Genomic DNA, 14,639 nt, shown 5'->3' on the forward strand with positions numbered 1-14,639 from the left:
CCTGACCACATCCATCTGGTGTTGAGTATTCCACCGAAGTACAGTGTTTCGATGGTGATAGGGTATTTGAAAGGCAAGTCGGCAATTCATATTCACCGTAAGGCCGAAGGGGTCAAGAAAGGTTTTATCGGTCGGCACTTTTGGTCACGTGGTTACTGTGCCAGCACTATCGGCCTGGATGAAGAAATGATCCGGGCGTATGTAAGAGATCAAGAACATCTGGACAAACAAGAGGAGTTGGACTTCACCCAAAACCCTTAGCCCCTTTTAGGGGCTTTCCTCAAGCCACCGGCTCTGCCGGTGGTCATGACTTACGATAAACGGAGTTTTTGTAGCACAATTGTCAATAAATGTACACACTCTTTGGCAAAAGCCGGTTAGATCATGCAGGATTCTGCTGGTGCCGAGCTTGCGGGGTGTGCTATATCGATAAACCTTGATGTCTGAGTACGAAAGGATCGTGTTTACTATGTTAACTGGAAAACAAAAACGTCATCTGCGTGGTTTGGGGCATGGCCTGAAGCCGATTATCCTGATCGGGAAAAAAGAGGTTGATGAGGCCTTGATCGCTGAAACCGAGGCAGCGCTGGCGTATCATGAACTGATCAAGGTAAAGGTGTTGGAAAATTGTATGCTTGATCGTCATGAGGCAGCAGAGGCGCTGTCAGAGGCCACCGGCTCAGATGTTGCCCAGGTGCTGGGCAAGACCTTCCTGTTGTACCGGGCTGCAGTGAAGCCGGTTATTTCACTGCCCACCGGTCAGGAGTAGACTGGTTCGTGGCACCTGTTTCAGCCGGATATCTGCTGCGGGTTGATTTGACAACCGGCAGCTGTGTACGGGAACCAGTAGACCCGCAGCTGCAGCAGCAGCATCTGGGGGGGCGTGGCCTGGGCACTGCTTTATTGCAGGAGTATGCCGGTCTTGATCCGTTCAGCCCTGAAATGCCGCTGGTGCTGACCATCGGACCTTTGTGCGGCACGTCGCTACCAATGTCCTCCCGTTGTGTGCTGACCGGTCGTTCTCCGCTTACCAACACCATCTTCAGTAGTAGCAGTGGTGGCCCTCTGGGGCCCTGTCTGCTGGGAGCAGGTCTGGTCGCGCTTTTGGTGCAGGGCAGGGCAGCCAGCCCTTGTCTGCTGGAGATCAATAGTAATGGTGAACGTCTGTTGCCTGCTGACCAGCTTTGGGGGCAGGGGTGTCAGGCCTCTCTGGCAGGGCTGGATGGTGTGGCTGCAGTAATCGGCCCGGCTGGAGAGCAGATGCAGCAGTATGGCTTAATCGAGACCAGCAATGGCGAGCCGTTCAGCCGTGGTGGTTTTGGTGCAGTCATGGGCAGTAAAAGGCTGAAAGGGATTGTGCTGAAAACCGGTCCGGCAACAGTGGCAATTGCTGATCAGGCCGGTTTTGATAAGGCGTTGGAAGACCTGATGCGGCTGTTTCGTGCTTCGCCGTTTCTGCTGGGGCCATTGGGTATTCGGGAACATGGCACGGTCGCATTGGTTGATCTCCTTAAACAGCGCGGTATGCTGCCGGGCAGAAATTTTTATTCGTTTGAAGGGGATGAAACCCGTTGGAACGCCTATGCCCTGCAACAGCAGTATCATCCTGAACCTGGCGGCTGCCATGACTGCCTCGTGGCGTGCAAACGGGTCGCCTCAGATGGGACAGAGCTGCCTGACTATGATCAACTGGCAGCCTTTGGTGGTCTGTGTGGCATCGACAGTCTGGAGCAGATTGTTGAACTGTGCGAGCAGTGCCATGATCAGGGCGTTGATCCAATTTCCTACGCCACTGAAATGGCAGCTGGCAGCAGGGAGGCAAGCCTGACGGTTAAAGGACTTGAGCTGCCTCCCTATGATCCCCGTGCCTCAACCGGTCTGGCCCTGGCCTATGCCACTTCACCCCATGGTGGCAGCCATCTATCTGCCTGGCCAATCGCCTCGGAGATTCTGCGCAAGCCGGTTCCCACTGACCGTTTTTCCTTTGATGGCAAGGCCCGGGTGATTGCCATGTTTGAAGATGCCAACGCTGCGGTGGATTGTCTGTCACTCTGCCGCTTTGCCTCTGCTGCGGTTGAACTGGAAGAGTTGGCAGCCCTGTTGGCTGCAGTAACCGGTCAGAGCTACTTTACTGCTGACCTGCTCAGGATCGGGCGTTGTACGGTCCAGCAGGAACGGTTGTTTAACCAACAGTGCGGTTTTACTGCTGCAGATGATAGCCTGCCGCAACGGTTCTTTACAGAATCTGCCAATGGACTGGCGCCACTTGATCAACAACGCTTTGAACAGGAGCTGGCAGCCTATGGTCGGATCAGGGCAGCACAATGCCTTTGATCGGCCAGCGTAATCAGGCGGTTGGCGCTCTGGGCGAACAAACTGCAGCTGAGTATCTTGTTAAGCAGGGCTATCGTATTCTTGAACGCAACTTCCGCAGTCGTGGCGGTGAGGTGGATATTGTGGCCAAGGACCGACAGGGCTGCATCGCCTTTGTGGAGGTCAAGACCCGCCGCAGTCTGGCCTATGGTCTGCCGCAGCTGGCGGTTACCGGGCGCAAGCAGCACCAGATCAGTAAAGGTGCCCTGGCCTGGCTTTCAAAAAATAGGCTGCACGGATGTTCGGCACGGTTTGACGTGATTGCTGTTTTGCTGCAAGATGGCAGCGAGCCGACCATTGAGCATATACCCAACGCCTTTGACCTTGCCTATTAGAGGAGTATGAGATGGATTTTAGTGTTGCCCTACTGCAGATAAAACCAAAGCTTGGCCGGGTGGCTGACAACCTGGCCCTGATTCAGGAACAGGTGGAACAGGCTATTGCCCAAAAGGCTGATCTGGCAGTGCTGCCGGAGCTGGCCTTAACCGGCTATTTCCTGAAGGATTTGGTGCCGGAAGTGGCCCTGACCCTGGACAGTTCGGAAATAGCCGCCCTGAAGGAGCTATCCAAAAGGATCAGCATTGCGGTCGGTTTTGTGGAGGTGACCGCTGATTTTCAGTTTTACAACAGTGCTGCCTGGTTTGAGGATGGTGAGTTGAAGCATCTGCACCGCAAGGTCTATCTGCCCACCTATGGTCTGTTTGATGAACAGCGCTACCTTGGCCGTGGTGATCGCTTCCGTGCCTTTGACACAAAGTTTGGCAGGATCGGCCTGTTGGTCTGTGAGGATATGTGGCACCTCTCTGCCCCGTATCTGCTGGCCATGGATGGCGCAACTACCCTGGTCTGCCTTTCCAGCAGCCCTGGTCGCGGGGTGGATGATCAGACCCTGGGCACGGCCACTGCCTGGCGCAACCTGACCACCTCAACAGCCCGTTTTCTGACCTGTCGGGTGATCTATGTCAACCGGGTGGGGTATGAAGATGGGGTCGGGTTCTGGGGTGGTTCGCATGTTGTTGCTCCTTCAGGGGAGATCGTTGCTGCTGCGCCTGAGTTTGATCCTGCAACCCTGCTGGTTTCGCTTACCGATGCTGAGCTACGGCGGGAGCGGATCAGTTCTCCCCTGGTACGTGATGAAAACCTCTGTATCACCCTGCGGGAACTGAGCAGGATTGATCAGGAAAGGAGCTGCTGATGTCCCGTCTGAACATCAACACCAAACTGGTGCGTCGCATGCTGGTTGGATTCCTGCAGGATGAGATCTGGAAGGTTGGCGCAAAAAAAGCGGTGCTGGGGCTGTCTGGCGGGATTGATTCTGCTCTGGTCTGTCATCTGGCTGCCGAGGCGCTGGGGCCTGAGAATGTCCATGCCATCTGCATGCCGTACAAGACCAGCAACCCTGAATCAGAGGCCCATGCCCGGCTGGTGGCCGAGGCCAGCGGCGTACAGTTCAGCGTGGTGGGGATTACGCCGATGGTGGATGCCTACTTTGACCAGTTTCCTGATGCCAACAACATGCGTCGCGGCAACAAGATGGCCCGTGAGCGGATGACGATCCTGTTTGATCATTCTGCCCTGTATGGTGGGCTGGTGCTGGGTACCAGCAACAAGACCGAACTGCTGTTGGGCTACGGAACCCTGTATGGTGACATGGCCTCTGCCCTTAACCCGATTGGTGACCTGTACAAGACCCAGGTCTGGCAGCTGTCAGAAGAGGTGGGGGTGCCCAAGCCGGTGATTGAAAAAAAGCCATCGGCTGATCTCTGGGCAGGTCAGACCGATGAAGAAGAACTGGGCTTTACCTACCGCGAGGTGGATGAACTACTCTACCGGATGGTGGATCAACGGGCTGATACCACTGAACTGGTTGCTGCCGGATTCAAGCCGGAGTTTATCAACAGTATCTATGGCAAGGTACAGAACTCTCACTTTAAACGCCGTCTACCGGTAATCGCCAAGGTCTCTGGCCGTACCATAGATCGTGATTTCCGTTACTCCCGCGATTGGGGTAAATAGGAGTAAATCATGCCGCTGAATGTCTTTGATGCCATCAGACCCACCATCAGCACCCTTTTGGGGCGAGCTACCGTTGATCTGCGTGCTGGCGAGGATGAGACAAAGACAGGGGAGGGCAGGCTGCTGCAACCGGTGGCCATTGAAGGCAAGTCGTACAGCTTTTCTGCTGTCAGGCAGGGGCTGCCCTTTACCAAGACAGAGATTCAGTTCTGCCGTGAGCTGTTAACCGCCTTTTCCGGGCTCTACAGCGGGTTTAAGCTGGAAGGATATGCTGCCCACTTCCGCACTGCGTTGCTGGCATCCATTATGGATATCACGGTTGCCCGGTTTTTGCGGGGTGACCGCAGCAAAGGGTTCTGGCCGATCCAGCAGTTGATTCAGCTCTTGAAAAATCTTTCCTATCAGCGTTATGAGGGCAAGCCGGCCACCACCGGTTTTCTGGTGCACCGGACCACCGAGCCTGCCTTGCGCAAGACCATCAAGGATCGCAGCCATACCCTGATCCCGCTGCAACCCCATCAAAGCGTAACCCCCACCTTTCTGGACAACCCGCTGGCCTACCGTTTTATTGACGGCAACAACCTGTTCTTTGTTGCCACGATCCAGATGCAGGTGGTTGGCGTGCTGCGGACAGCTGGTGTCTGTGGTCAGACCGATATTGAGCGTCTTACCCAGCGGGAGCTGTTCTCTCTAGTCAGGCGCAGCGGTAGTGGTGCCTTTGCCATTACCGTTAACGAAGTGTCAGAGATTGAGGTGCTGATCAGCCCGGCCAAACTGCTGATCCGGCGCAAAGGTGCCTGGGTTATCTTTGACCCGGATATCTTCCGTTCTTTCCTGGCCGACAGTATTGATAATGAGGCGGTGGATGACTTGCTCTGGACGCTGTATGCGGTCTCAAAACAGCGCCACGGTACGGTAATCCTGATCCATGCCGGTACACCGCGCCACCTGGCAACCCTTAAAAAAGGCTCGGTGGGTGGTGATGATCCGATCGGCAGGTTATTGATCAGCCAAGTCAAGGGTCAGACCATTGCCCAGTTGAAACAGTCCGGCATCCTGCTGCGGATACTTTCTTCAGATGGCCTGACCGTGCTGGATAACAAGGGCAAGCTGCTGGAGACCGGCTTTATAATTGACACCTCCCATGCCAGAGAGATGGTCACCGGCGGTGGACGGACCACTGCCGCCATTGCCGCCTCCTTCTTTGGCAAGGTGATCAAGGTGTCGCAGGACGGGCCGATTGAGCTGTATCAGGATGGCAAGCTAATTTATCGATTTGGGTAGTTGGAGGGTGAATATGAGGTTTTTGCTGGTATTAGCCTTTTTGTTGTTTGTGGCCGGTATGCATTCTGATCTGTATGCCACTACCTATCGCTATCTGGACGGTAATGGCAATACCTGTTATGCGGACGGCTTGGAAAATGTACCTGCACAGTACCATTCTCACGTAGTTGTTGTGGTTAATGGCAAACGTGCCACACCGATTACAAAGACTAAAGAAAACGTTTCAGGCTCGGTGCAGGAGATTAAAAAGACTGATTTTACCTTTCGGTTCAACTGGCTGGTGTTGTTATGCTTGTTGGCTATCGGGATTTTTATCGCACAGCGGGTCAGGCAGTCAGGTCGCCTTGAGTACGGGTTCAGAATTCAGGTCTTTTCAGTGATTATTGTATTGTTTCTGTTTATACCTTTAAATTTTGATCTTGTGCGGTCGGCTACTGGTGCCCTGCAGGCAAAGAAACAGCAAATCCAAACAGAGATAAAGGAACAGGAAGAACGTGACAAGAAACCGCTTAAAACACTGTCTGAAAAGGTTGATGAGATGATGCAGCAGGTGCAACAGTAAGCGAAAGGTTTCCCTATGGATGTTATTGACGATGGCCGCTGCTTTATCTGCGGTAAAGATAACCCGATCGGGCTGAAGGCTCAATTCATCATCGATCCTGAACAGCGGAGGGCTGAAACCACGGTACAGATCCCGGAGCATTTTCAGGGCTGGCAGGGGATTACCCATGGCGGGATCATCTCTGCCTTGCTGGATGAAATCTGCGCCCAGGCCTGTATGGGTAGTGGCATGCAGGTGGTAACCAGTGAACTGAAGCTGCGTTACCGTGCGCCGGTTCCTACCGGGTCAACCATCAGGGTTGTCGGTGAGGTGACCGGCAAACGCCGCCGTCTGGTGGATGCCAAAGGCAGGGCAGAGCTGGATGGGCAAGTGGTGGCTGAGGCAGAAGTGGTTATGTTTCGCCTGGGGTAATAAAAAAGTCATCGTCAGACAGTTCCAGCTCCAGGACCTGTAAAATATGCTCTGCCAGTTCGTTGGGGGCAAACTTTGCAACAAAGTCGTCAGCCCCTGCCTCTTCTGCCTTCAGGCGATTGGTGGGGTTGCTCATGGAACTATGTAAGATAATCTTGGTCTTCTCGTAGGATGGCATACTCCGCAGGTTGCGGGTAAAGGTAAAGCCATCCATCCCCGGCATTTCAATATCAGAAATAATCAGATCAAAGGCCGGTTCTCCCTGCTGATCCCGTTCTTCAAGCCAGGCCAATGCCTGTACAGCAGATGATTGTGAACTGTGCGTCATGCCCAGATGGTTCAAGGTCTGCTGCATCATGGCCAAGGCGGTACGTGAATCATCCACCAGCAGGACTTTCCGGTTTTTCAGCGCAGCACCACGGCTGGCAAGCTCATCTGTCACCTCTGCTTCATATCCCATTAAATCAGCAAGAATCCCTTCAATATCCAGCAGTAGAATGGTTTCACCGGTGTCGCTGTAGGCAATAGCCACCAGCGAACGGGCCTGAATGCCATCCGGTTTATGAATCTCATCCCAGCCTCGGGTAATCAGGGTCTCCGGCGAGGCCACAATAAAGGCGTTCAGCTGTTGGCTATATTCGCAAATAATCAGGTAGGCCAGTTGCCGGTCAAACGGCACCGGTTCCATGCCAAGCGCTTCTGAAAGATCAATGGCAACAATCGGCTTGCCCCTGAAATCAACCGCCCCTTTCACCGCCTGGTTGGCGTGGGGCATCCGGTCAAACCGGTTTGGGCTCTCAAGGATTTCAATGATCTTAAAGACATTGATGCCGTAGAGCTGGCCGTCACTTAAGCGGAAGGTCAGCATCTCCATCTGGTTTGAGCGGGAGAGGTTGGTACGCTTCAGGGCTTCATCAAGGGATGTTGCTGTAGCCATGTCAGACTCCTTCACAGATGCCGTGCAAATAGTTGTTGTGCAGATAATCGACATGCACAGTAACTTCATGGTTCAGTAACGATGGGGTGGCCGGATAGCAGACCTCCAGATAGTTACGTGAAAGCCCGGTCATAAGACCATTGGCTGGGTTGTGGCGTTGTCCTAACACCTGTAACGATTTGCCAATGAACTGCTGCTGAAAGGCAGACCGTTTCTCAGTTGCAAGGGTACGCAACTGTTCAGCCCGTTCTTTGATAACCGTCGGTTTCAGGTGCCCAGGCATGGCTGCAGCTCTGGTGCCGGGGCGGATGGAGTAGGGAAAGACATGCAGATCAGCCAGGGGCAGCGATGCCACAAAGGCGCAGGTCTCTGCAAATTCCTGCTCTGTTTCACCGGGGAAGCCGGCAATCAGGTCTGCAGCGATAAAGGCATCAGGAAACAACTGAGCCGCAGTTGCTATCCGGTTGCCATAGAAACCGGTGTCATAGCTGCGTCCCATCCTTTGCAGCACGCTGTCAGAGCCACTTTGCAGCGGAATATGCAGGTGATGACAGAGCTGTGTTGAGTCTTTGAACAGGGCCAGCAGCTGGTCTGTCAGCTCATTGGGTTCAATGGAGCCAAGGCGCAGACGGGGGATTGCGTTTTGTTCTTCCAATAGCTGCACGAGCTCAGTCAGGCTGTTTCGTGGAGACAGGTCAAGCCCATAGGCCCCCATATGGATACCGGTTAGAACCACCTCCTGATGCCCGGACGCAACCAGTCTGCTCACCGCTTCTGCCACTTCTTTGGGGGGGACGGACCGGCTTGGCCCCCGGGCGATCGGTACAATGCAGTAGCTGCAGCCTGTTTCGCAGCCGTTCTGGATCTGAAGAAAGGCGCGGGTGTGCTCGCTAAAACTGGTCAGACGCAAAGGTCCGCTTGCCTTGAGGCTGGTCAGATCAGTAATCTGATGTTTCCCCTGTTCCAAATGCAATACAAGTTCATGTTTTTCTTCATTACCCAACACCAGATTCAGTTCAGGCAGGGCTTGAAGATCCATAGGCGCTACCTGGGCATAGCAACCTGTGGCAACCACCCTGGCGTTCGGGTTGGCGCGTCGGGCGCGACGGATCAAACGTCGTGATTCTGCATCGCTACGGGCAGTGACCGTGCAGCTGTTGATCAGGTACAGGTCTGCCTCGGCACTAAACGACACCAGTTGCCAGCCATCAGACTGTAGTTGTTCAATCATGTCTGCTGTTTCAAACTGGTTTACCTTACAGCCCAGGGTGGCTATGGCAAACCGTTTTGCATGTTCTGGTTCAGTATTGGTCATGATGCAATCGGATTCAGTTCCACCCGGCTGGCAGGGGCAGTTTCCTGTTTAGGCGGTTTCAGGATGTTATCCTGTTTCTGGAAAATCCGCTGAGATTCCAGCTTGCCTTTGTTAATCAGGTGTTGCCGGACAGCGGCAGCCCGTCGAGCAGCCAGTTGTTGCAGTTCCTGGTCACCCACCGTGGTGTTGGCAATGATCAGCTTCTTCATCTCGGCATCAGGCAGATCTTTGATCATGCCGATCAGGTTGCGCGGTTTGGGGAACTTCTCCTTCAGATAGACCGCCTTCAGATAGCGTGAATACTCAGCTGGCTGGATGACCATCTTCTCTGCATCATCCCCCTCTTTGGTTTGACGGCTCTTGGCCAGTTCAAGATATTTTTCCTGCCGCATTTTCTGCAACAGCAGTTCTGAGCGATATCCCTCAGGATCGCGCTGTTTGTCAATAAAACCGGCCAGCTCAATCTTCAGGCCGGGGCGCTGACTGAGGGCAGAGGCCAGGGTTTCCAGCTTCTTTTCTTCTGCAGAGGTCAGGATCGCTGAGCCAGGGGCAAAGGTCACACTGCTCAGGTCTTCACTGGAGCCCATCATGGAAGAGAGTAGAGCAAAGGGAGAGGTGGCTGCCTTGATAAACAGGTTGGCCACCACCTGCCAGACCACACCCCAGATACTGAACTTGGGATCATCGGTCCTGCCGCTTACCGGCAGATCAAGGTTGATCTGGCCGTTACGGTCCTTTAACAAAGCGATGCCAAGCCGAACCGGTAGTTTGGTCGCTTTGGCACTGTCAACTGACTTGCCAAAGGTAAACTGATCAACAAATACCTTGTTGGAGGCCTGCAGCTGTTTGTTTTCGATATGATACTTCAGGTCAAGAAACAGCTTGCCCTTGTCGATCTCGTAGCCCAGATAGGTGCCGGAATACGGGGTGGCAGGGGACAGTTCAATATCCTTAAATGAGATGGTTAGGTCCACAAACAGATCATCCCGCAACGGGTTGACTGTACCGGTGATTTGCAGAGGCGAATGGCTTTCCAGATTGCCGCGCAGATCCACCTCTGCCCTGGTGTTCATGTCGGACGACAGGCCGCTGACCCGTCCCCCCAGATTATGGAAGGTACTGCGGAACTGCTGGGGCAGGTGGACATCGCTGAAGGCGATGGTGCCGTCCTGCACGGTCAGGGTATCAACTTTTATCTGCGCTTTCTGCGAAGGTTGCGGGGGGGCAGTCGTCGTAGGTACAGATGTAACCGCAGCCTGTGTAGCCGTAGCTGTAACTGGCTGCGGTTTCTGCTGTTGTTCTTTGGTTACCAGATTCTGCAGATTCAGGGTGCCGTCTTTACGGACAGCAATGCGTGAATAGACGCCATTTAGCGCAATCTGGCGGATTCCCAGTGAGAAGGGGGCCAGGTTGCCGCTGATCTGGTCAAGTTGCAGGCTTTCCCACTTTAGCAGGTCTTCTTCCTGCACCGAATCAACCGTATGAAAGCCACGCACCCCGGCGCTACCGCTGAAACTGCCGACCGGCTTGTTGTCTTTGTCCAGCGCCAGATTAATCTTCATGTTACTGTCCAGGGTGCCGCCCAGTACAAAGAGATTAACGTTTTCAGGAATGTAGCTTTCAAAATCCTGGATCGGCAGCTTGGCAAAGCTGGTGGTGCCGTTAAACTTGAACGGCAGCGGGGTGACCGTGCCAGATACCTTGATCGGTGCATTTTTGCCAAAAATGCTGCTGAACTGCAGCGGCATGGCTGAAAAGGTCGGCCCGGTCAGGTTGCCGGTGCTCAGGCGGATGTTTGAGAGGGTAAAGACCGGAGGCTCGCTGAACTGTTTATCAGCAAAGCTGGTGGAAAGCCCGGTTACGTTGATTTTTTTGACCTGCCAGGTAAGTGGCTTCTGATCAGCCTTGGCTGCTGCTTTGACAACTTTTGGTTCTGGCTTGACCGGTTTGGCGTTGCTTGAGGCTGGTTGTTTCAGCAGTGAAAGCGCCGATAGTTTACCATCGGCCTCACGTGAGAGCTTGATCTTGCCGCCTGCCAGTTTGATCTCGTCAACTACAGCCTTGTTCTCTTTCTGGCTAAAGGAGATGCCGGTCAGATCAAGGCTGCCAAGTCTGGTGCTGTCTTTGTCACCATACTCTGCAATGAGATCCTTCAGATGCACAGCCAGATCCTGAACCGATGCTCCATCCTGTGCGGTAAAAGCGGCCTTGCCTTCAAGTGACAGGTTGCCTTTCACCGGCGCGGTCAACAGGCCTTGAAGATAAGGCCAGCCACGCTGTAATTTGATGTCGCTCAGACTAAACTGACTTGTTGCGCTGACCGGTGAAAGTGCTGCGGTGCCTGAGGCGGCAAACTTTTCAGCACTATCCCCATTAAAAGAGATCTCATAGCTGCTTTGGGCATTGGTTGCGGTGGAAAGGTTGCTGAGCTTGATTGTGATTGCCTGGAGCTGGCTTTTAAATCCGCCAGCAGGCTGTTTATCATGAAATAAAACTGTTCCGCCTGTCAGGGCCAGGTTTTCAATCATCAGTTGCAGGGGAGGGGAATCTTCCTTTTTTGTCTGCTTTTTAACAGTCTTGGTCGCTGCAGGTTCTGCTGGCAGCAAGCGCTGGAAATTCAGCTTGCCTGCGTTATCGCGTTCAATCTGCACAGACAGGCCATCAAGGGCCACCTGTTGCAGCAGTATCTTGCGGCTAAACAGCTCAATCTCTTTTGATACAACATCAAATCGCTTGAATGAGGCCAGGCTAGCATTATTCTTTTCCTTAATGCTGATCTCATCAAACCGCGTCAGGCCTTTAATGGTCAATTCCGGTTTTTTGTTCTGGTGAATGCGGTAGGTTAGGGCTAGATCAAGACTCAGTTTGCCGCTGTCTAGTTTTACGGGCACCTGAGCAGGAACGTACGATAGGTAATAGGGCAGGTTCAGGTCAGTCAATTTCAGGTTTAGGTTGGTCTCCATTGACTTGGCCAAAGGTTTTGATTTGCCGTTAAAGCTGAATTTGGCACCGTTAATGACGGCTGAGAATTTGGGGTCGGTATACTGTTCTGCCAGATAGGGGATGGTGCTGATAAACGGAATGGCCAACTGCAGATCACGTACCGTATGCTTTTTGCTACCACTGACGGCTCGATCTTCAAAGTCGATACTGCTACCCTGAAGCGAGATGTTGTTGATTGAAAAACGGGGCGTGCTGCTTTTTTCTTTTTTAGGTTTGGGCTGAGCAGCCAATCGATCAAGGATATCAGAAAAGTTGTAACGATTGGCAGCCGTACGCACCAGACTAACCTGCAGCTTATCAAGGCTTAGCTCATCCACCACCGGCGCAAACCTGAACAGGCTACTGCTGGAAAGCGATACCCGTAAACTGCCCAGTTGGACAAAGGGGGTCTTTGCATCAGGCTCAAACAGTTTAAACCCCTGCAGGGATGCTGTCATACCAAAGGGGTTAAAGCATACTTTTTCAATGCTGGCAACACGGCCAGTTGCCTGCAAAATCCCTTTTTCTGCCTGGGATTTGATGATAACCGGCAGAACCAGGGTTGCGAACAGGATACAGGCGACAAAAAGGCTGCCGCTCCAGATAGCTACCTTTTTCCGATGTTGTTTTAACCATTCCAGCAGGTTGTGCAGGCTCATGGTCCCCTCCTTCAGTATTGCTGAGCACAACTATACACCACTTTTAGCAGCCTGACAGCATCAGCCTGCTTGAAATCGGGCATTAGTGCAGTATACTCACAAAAAATAAGATTTAGGAGGTTCTTCCCAATGATCAGCAAAACCATGGCAGATGCCCTGAACAATCACATGAACTTTGAACTGTACTCCGCTAACATCTACCTTTCCATGTCATCAGCCGCCAATGAAATGGGGCTGAAAGGGGCTGCCACCTGGTTCATGGTGCAGTATCAGGAAGAGATGACCCACTTTATGAAATTCTTCAACTATCTGGTTGACCAGGGGATCAACATCACCCTGACTGCCAGCAAGGCGGTACCCAACAAGTACAAATCTCTGTTGGATATGATGGAAAAGACCCTGGCCCATGAGCAGATTGTAACCGGCCGGATCAATGATCTGGCTGAACTGGCCGTAAAGGAGAAAGACCACGCCTCCCAGATTTTTCTGCAGTGGTTCATCACCGAGCAGATTGAAGAAGAAAACAATGACCGCGACATTATTGCCAAACTGAAACTGGTGGGCAGCAATGGTCACGGTATCTTGATGATCGATGGTGATCTGGGCACACGGGTCTTTGTCGCCCCTCCTGGTGGTGCAGCACCGTTTCCGGTGGCGTAGGTCCTTCTTTCCCCAGGGCTTAATCTGGAGTGTTGGATGTATGTCATGCAAACCTGGAGGTACATGATGAGGCATCATAGACAAAATGCCATGTATGGTGTATTATACCAAACATGAAGGCGACACTTATTCGGCATGATCGTTTCAATGATACATTTGGCAATCTTATTGAAATGAAGGTGTGGTCTGTACCAAGATCAGAGCATACACCATGTGGGGTAAAATACTCACTGGTCTATATCGTTTGTGGTGAGCGTGTAATCGGTTACGATAACGAACGTGGTAAGGGCGATCACAAACATATAAACGGTGGACAGGAGTCTTACCAGTTTAAGGATGTAGATAGCTTGGTTGATGATTTTGCCAACGATGTTGAAGCGTATACCAGGAGCAAATATGAAAGCTAAAAACGTTACTATGGGAATCAAATCTCTACGGGAAGGCCTCAAGGATTTTGCTGACACCTTCAAAGCCCTCCAGAGTGGTGAACAGGTAAGGCCTAAGCCTGAAGGGATTTACTTCACTGATTTTGAAGCATTTAGAAAGGCCATGACCCCCCAACGATTTGCTTTGCTGAAGATGATCCGTAAGAATAATCCTGATTCTATTAGTTGCTTGGCTGGCTTGACCGGCAGAAATATCAAAAATGTATCCGAGGATGTTAGGGCTCTTATAAACCTTGGTCTGCTTGAGGTTTCTCAAGTCGGTAAGAGCAAGGCCCCTCACTTGCGGTATGATAAAATCATGGTGGAATTGGCAGTATAGGTGTGGAATGGCAAGCCACACCTTACGAAAGAAGGCGTTATGAAGAAGGGATCTGAAAGACAGACAGTCGTGCGCAGGCAGCATGCTGTCGAGCTGACAGCAGAACAGTTGGATGAATTAAAAAACCTGGTCAGCTTGCCTGATACCGAGATTGATTGCTCTGACACTCCTGAACTTGATAACTGGAATGAAACGGTGATTGATAAATTTTATCGCCCTGTGAAACAGACCATCACCATTCGTCTGGATGCAGATGTTGTGTCTTGGTTAAAGAACGGCGGCAAAGGGTATCAAAGCCGTGCAAATGCAATCCTGCGTCAGGTTATGAAGCAACAAGGGCAACCGCGTAAGGCTGCGTGAGTAATGAAAATCCGGCTCTGTGAGCACAACCAGGGAGCAGAAAAACTGGCCAAACAGCTGGAGGAACAGTTTGCAGGGCTGAATATTAAAATTAAAAAATGTGCAAAGCAGTGCAAGGTTTGCAGGCGAGAACCGTTCGCAATAGCAAATAAATACCTGATTAAGGCGTCTGATTCTGGTGAGTTATTGCCGTTTTTGAAGCAATTAATTGAAGAAAAAACCTGATTGAAATAAGTAGTATGCCTATATTCAAATACTTGAATATAAATGATAAATTGTTGCAGTTGGGTAAAGATTTGTGTATGGTCACGTCGT

The 14,639-nt window shown here is 52.1% G+C and carries 17 protein-coding genes; 14 read left to right on the forward strand and 3 right to left on the reverse strand.

All coding sequences use genetic code 11. The annotated features are described in order from the left end of the window. From tnpA to B5D39_RS15420, 9 genes are all read left to right on the forward strand, one after another. On the forward strand, positions 1 to 261 hold a 261-nt coding region (gene tnpA / locus B5D39_RS15380), incomplete at its 5' end, for an IS200/IS605 family transposase (protein WP_139366746.1). A gap of 208 nt (positions 262 to 469) precedes the next feature. Continuing rightward, the gene (gene yhbY / locus B5D39_RS15385) at positions 470 to 769 is read left to right on the forward strand and encodes a ribosome assembly RNA-binding protein YhbY (RefSeq protein ID WP_078791350.1); all 300 of its coding nucleotides are present in this window, start codon (positions 470 to 472) and stop codon (positions 767 to 769) included. 8 nt (positions 770 to 777) lie between these two features. Beyond that, positions 778 to 2,334, forward strand: coding sequence for an aldehyde ferredoxin oxidoreductase C-terminal domain-containing protein (locus B5D39_RS15390; RefSeq protein ID WP_078791351.1), 1,557 nt, complete (start codon positions 778 to 780; stop codon positions 2,332 to 2,334). Next, positions 2,325 to 2,708 carry a YraN family protein gene (locus tag B5D39_RS15395; RefSeq protein ID WP_078791352.1) on the forward strand — a complete coding sequence of 128 codons (384 nt, stop codon included), beginning with the start codon at positions 2,325 to 2,327 and terminating at the stop codon, positions 2,706 to 2,708. Before B5D39_RS15390 ends, B5D39_RS15395 begins: the two co-directional genes overlap by 10 nt. 11 nt (positions 2,709 to 2,719) lie before the next feature. Next, positions 2,720 to 3,568: a nitrilase-related carbon-nitrogen hydrolase gene (locus B5D39_RS15400; RefSeq protein ID WP_078791353.1), complete on the forward strand. Its 849-nt coding sequence runs from the start codon at positions 2,720 to 2,722 to the stop codon at positions 3,566 to 3,568. After that, positions 3,568 to 4,389, forward strand: coding sequence for an NAD+ synthase (locus B5D39_RS15405; RefSeq protein WP_078791354.1), 822 nt, complete (start codon positions 3,568 to 3,570; stop codon positions 4,387 to 4,389). Before B5D39_RS15400 ends, B5D39_RS15405 begins: the two co-directional genes overlap by 1 nt. A gap of 9 nt (positions 4,390 to 4,398) precedes the next feature. Then, positions 4,399 to 5,673: a diadenylate cyclase gene (locus B5D39_RS15410; protein ID WP_078791355.1), complete on the forward strand. Its 1,275-nt coding sequence runs from the start codon at positions 4,399 to 4,401 to the stop codon at positions 5,671 to 5,673. Between the two features lie 13 nt (positions 5,674 to 5,686). After that, the gene (locus B5D39_RS15415; RefSeq protein ID WP_078791356.1) at positions 5,687 to 6,235 is read left to right on the forward strand and encodes a stage III sporulation AC/AD family protein; all 549 of its coding nucleotides are present in this window, start codon (positions 5,687 to 5,689) and stop codon (positions 6,233 to 6,235) included. Between the two features lie 15 nt (positions 6,236 to 6,250). Next, positions 6,251 to 6,646: a PaaI family thioesterase gene (locus B5D39_RS15420; RefSeq protein WP_078791357.1), complete on the forward strand. Its 396-nt coding sequence runs from the start codon at positions 6,251 to 6,253 to the stop codon at positions 6,644 to 6,646. Here B5D39_RS15420 and B5D39_RS15425 read toward each other — a convergent pair. The 3 genes from B5D39_RS15425 to B5D39_RS15435 are packed head-to-tail and all read right to left on the reverse strand — an operon-like array spanning position 6,627 to position 12,539. Then, positions 6,627 to 7,583 carry a chemotaxis protein CheV gene (locus B5D39_RS15425; protein ID WP_078791358.1) on the reverse strand — a complete coding sequence of 319 codons (957 nt, stop codon included), beginning with the start codon at positions 7,581 to 7,583 and terminating at the stop codon, positions 6,627 to 6,629. The two genes, B5D39_RS15420 and B5D39_RS15425, sit on opposite strands and share 20 nt — an antisense overlap. A 1-nt stretch (position 7,584) precedes the next feature. Continuing rightward, positions 7,585 to 8,898 (reverse strand): tRNA (N(6)-L-threonylcarbamoyladenosine(37)-C(2))-methylthiotransferase MtaB, encoded by a 1,314-nt coding sequence (gene mtaB / locus B5D39_RS15430; protein WP_078791359.1) that lies wholly within the window; start codon positions 8,896 to 8,898, stop codon positions 7,585 to 7,587. Next, on the reverse strand, positions 8,895 to 12,539 hold the full coding sequence (locus tag B5D39_RS15435) for a DUF748 domain-containing protein (protein WP_078791360.1): 3,645 nt from the start codon (positions 12,537 to 12,539) through the stop codon (positions 8,895 to 8,897). The genes mtaB and B5D39_RS15435 overlap by 4 nt, the downstream gene beginning before the upstream one ends. A 129-nt stretch (positions 12,540 to 12,668) precedes the next feature. Here B5D39_RS15435 and B5D39_RS15440 point away from each other — a divergent pair, with 129 nt between their 5' ends. The 5 genes from B5D39_RS15440 (at position 12,669) to B5D39_RS15460 (ending at position 14,549) form a co-directional block, all read left to right on the forward strand. Beyond that, the gene (locus tag B5D39_RS15440; RefSeq protein WP_078791361.1) at positions 12,669 to 13,199 is read left to right on the forward strand and encodes a ferritin; all 531 of its coding nucleotides are present in this window, start codon (positions 12,669 to 12,671) and stop codon (positions 13,197 to 13,199) included. A 113-nt stretch (positions 13,200 to 13,312) separates the two neighbouring features. Continuing rightward, entirely contained in the window at positions 13,313 to 13,606 is a 294-nt protein-coding gene (locus B5D39_RS15445) for a toxin-antitoxin system TumE family protein (protein ID WP_078791362.1), read from the forward strand. Further along, positions 13,596 to 13,964, forward strand: a complete 369-nt coding sequence (locus tag B5D39_RS15450; RefSeq protein ID WP_078791363.1) for an HVO_A0114 family putative DNA-binding protein — start codon at positions 13,596 to 13,598, stop codon at positions 13,962 to 13,964. Before B5D39_RS15445 ends, B5D39_RS15450 begins: the two co-directional genes overlap by 11 nt. Before the next feature lie 108 nt (positions 13,965 to 14,072). Next, positions 14,073 to 14,324 (forward strand): BrnA antitoxin family protein, encoded by a 252-nt coding sequence (locus B5D39_RS15455; RefSeq protein ID WP_244161432.1) that lies wholly within the window; start codon positions 14,073 to 14,075, stop codon positions 14,322 to 14,324. A 3-nt stretch (positions 14,325 to 14,327) separates the two neighbouring features. Next, entirely contained in the window at positions 14,328 to 14,549 is a 222-nt protein-coding gene (locus B5D39_RS15460; protein WP_078791365.1) for a DUF1450 domain-containing protein, read from the forward strand. The last annotated feature ends 90 nt before the right edge of the window (positions 14,550 to 14,639 follow it).

The sequence above is a fragment of the Trichlorobacter thiogenes genome (assembly GCF_900167465.1).
GTDB lineage: Bacteria > Desulfobacterota > Desulfuromonadia > Geobacterales > Pseudopelobacteraceae > Trichlorobacter > Trichlorobacter thiogenes.

Excerpts from the sequence above, each read along its gene's own strand:
- yhbY (WP_078791350.1), top strand. The coding sequence starts at position 470 with ATGTTAACTGGAAAACAAAAACGTCATCTGCGTGGTTTGGGGCATGGC.
- B5D39_RS15395 (WP_078791352.1), top strand. The coding sequence starts at position 2,325 with ATGCCTTTGATCGGCCAGCGTAATCAGGCGGTTGGCGCTCTGGGCGAA.
- B5D39_RS15400 (WP_078791353.1), top strand. The coding sequence starts at position 2,720 with ATGGATTTTAGTGTTGCCCTACTGCAGATAAAACCAAAGCTTGGCCGG.
- B5D39_RS15405 (WP_078791354.1), top strand. The coding sequence starts at position 3,568 with ATGTCCCGTCTGAACATCAACACCAAACTGGTGCGTCGCATGCTGGTT.
- B5D39_RS15410 (WP_078791355.1), top strand. The coding sequence starts at position 4,399 with ATGCCGCTGAATGTCTTTGATGCCATCAGACCCACCATCAGCACCCTT.
- B5D39_RS15415 (WP_078791356.1), top strand. The coding sequence starts at position 5,687 with ATGAGGTTTTTGCTGGTATTAGCCTTTTTGTTGTTTGTGGCCGGTATG.
- B5D39_RS15420 (WP_078791357.1), top strand. The coding sequence starts at position 6,251 with ATGGATGTTATTGACGATGGCCGCTGCTTTATCTGCGGTAAAGATAAC.
- B5D39_RS15425 (WP_078791358.1), bottom strand. The coding sequence starts at position 7,583 with ATGGCTACAGCAACATCCCTTGATGAAGCCCTGAAGCGTACCAACCTC.
- mtaB (WP_078791359.1), bottom strand. The coding sequence starts at position 8,898 with ATGACCAATACTGAACCAGAACATGCAAAACGGTTTGCCATAGCCACC.
- B5D39_RS15435 (WP_078791360.1), bottom strand. The coding sequence starts at position 12,539 with ATGAGCCTGCACAACCTGCTGGAATGGTTAAAACAACATCGGAAAAAG.
- B5D39_RS15440 (WP_078791361.1), top strand. The coding sequence starts at position 12,669 with ATGATCAGCAAAACCATGGCAGATGCCCTGAACAATCACATGAACTTT.
- B5D39_RS15445 (WP_078791362.1), top strand. The coding sequence starts at position 13,313 with ATGAAGGCGACACTTATTCGGCATGATCGTTTCAATGATACATTTGGC.
- B5D39_RS15450 (WP_078791363.1), top strand. The coding sequence starts at position 13,596 with ATGAAAGCTAAAAACGTTACTATGGGAATCAAATCTCTACGGGAAGGC.
- B5D39_RS15460 (WP_078791365.1), top strand. The coding sequence starts at position 14,328 with ATGAAAATCCGGCTCTGTGAGCACAACCAGGGAGCAGAAAAACTGGCC.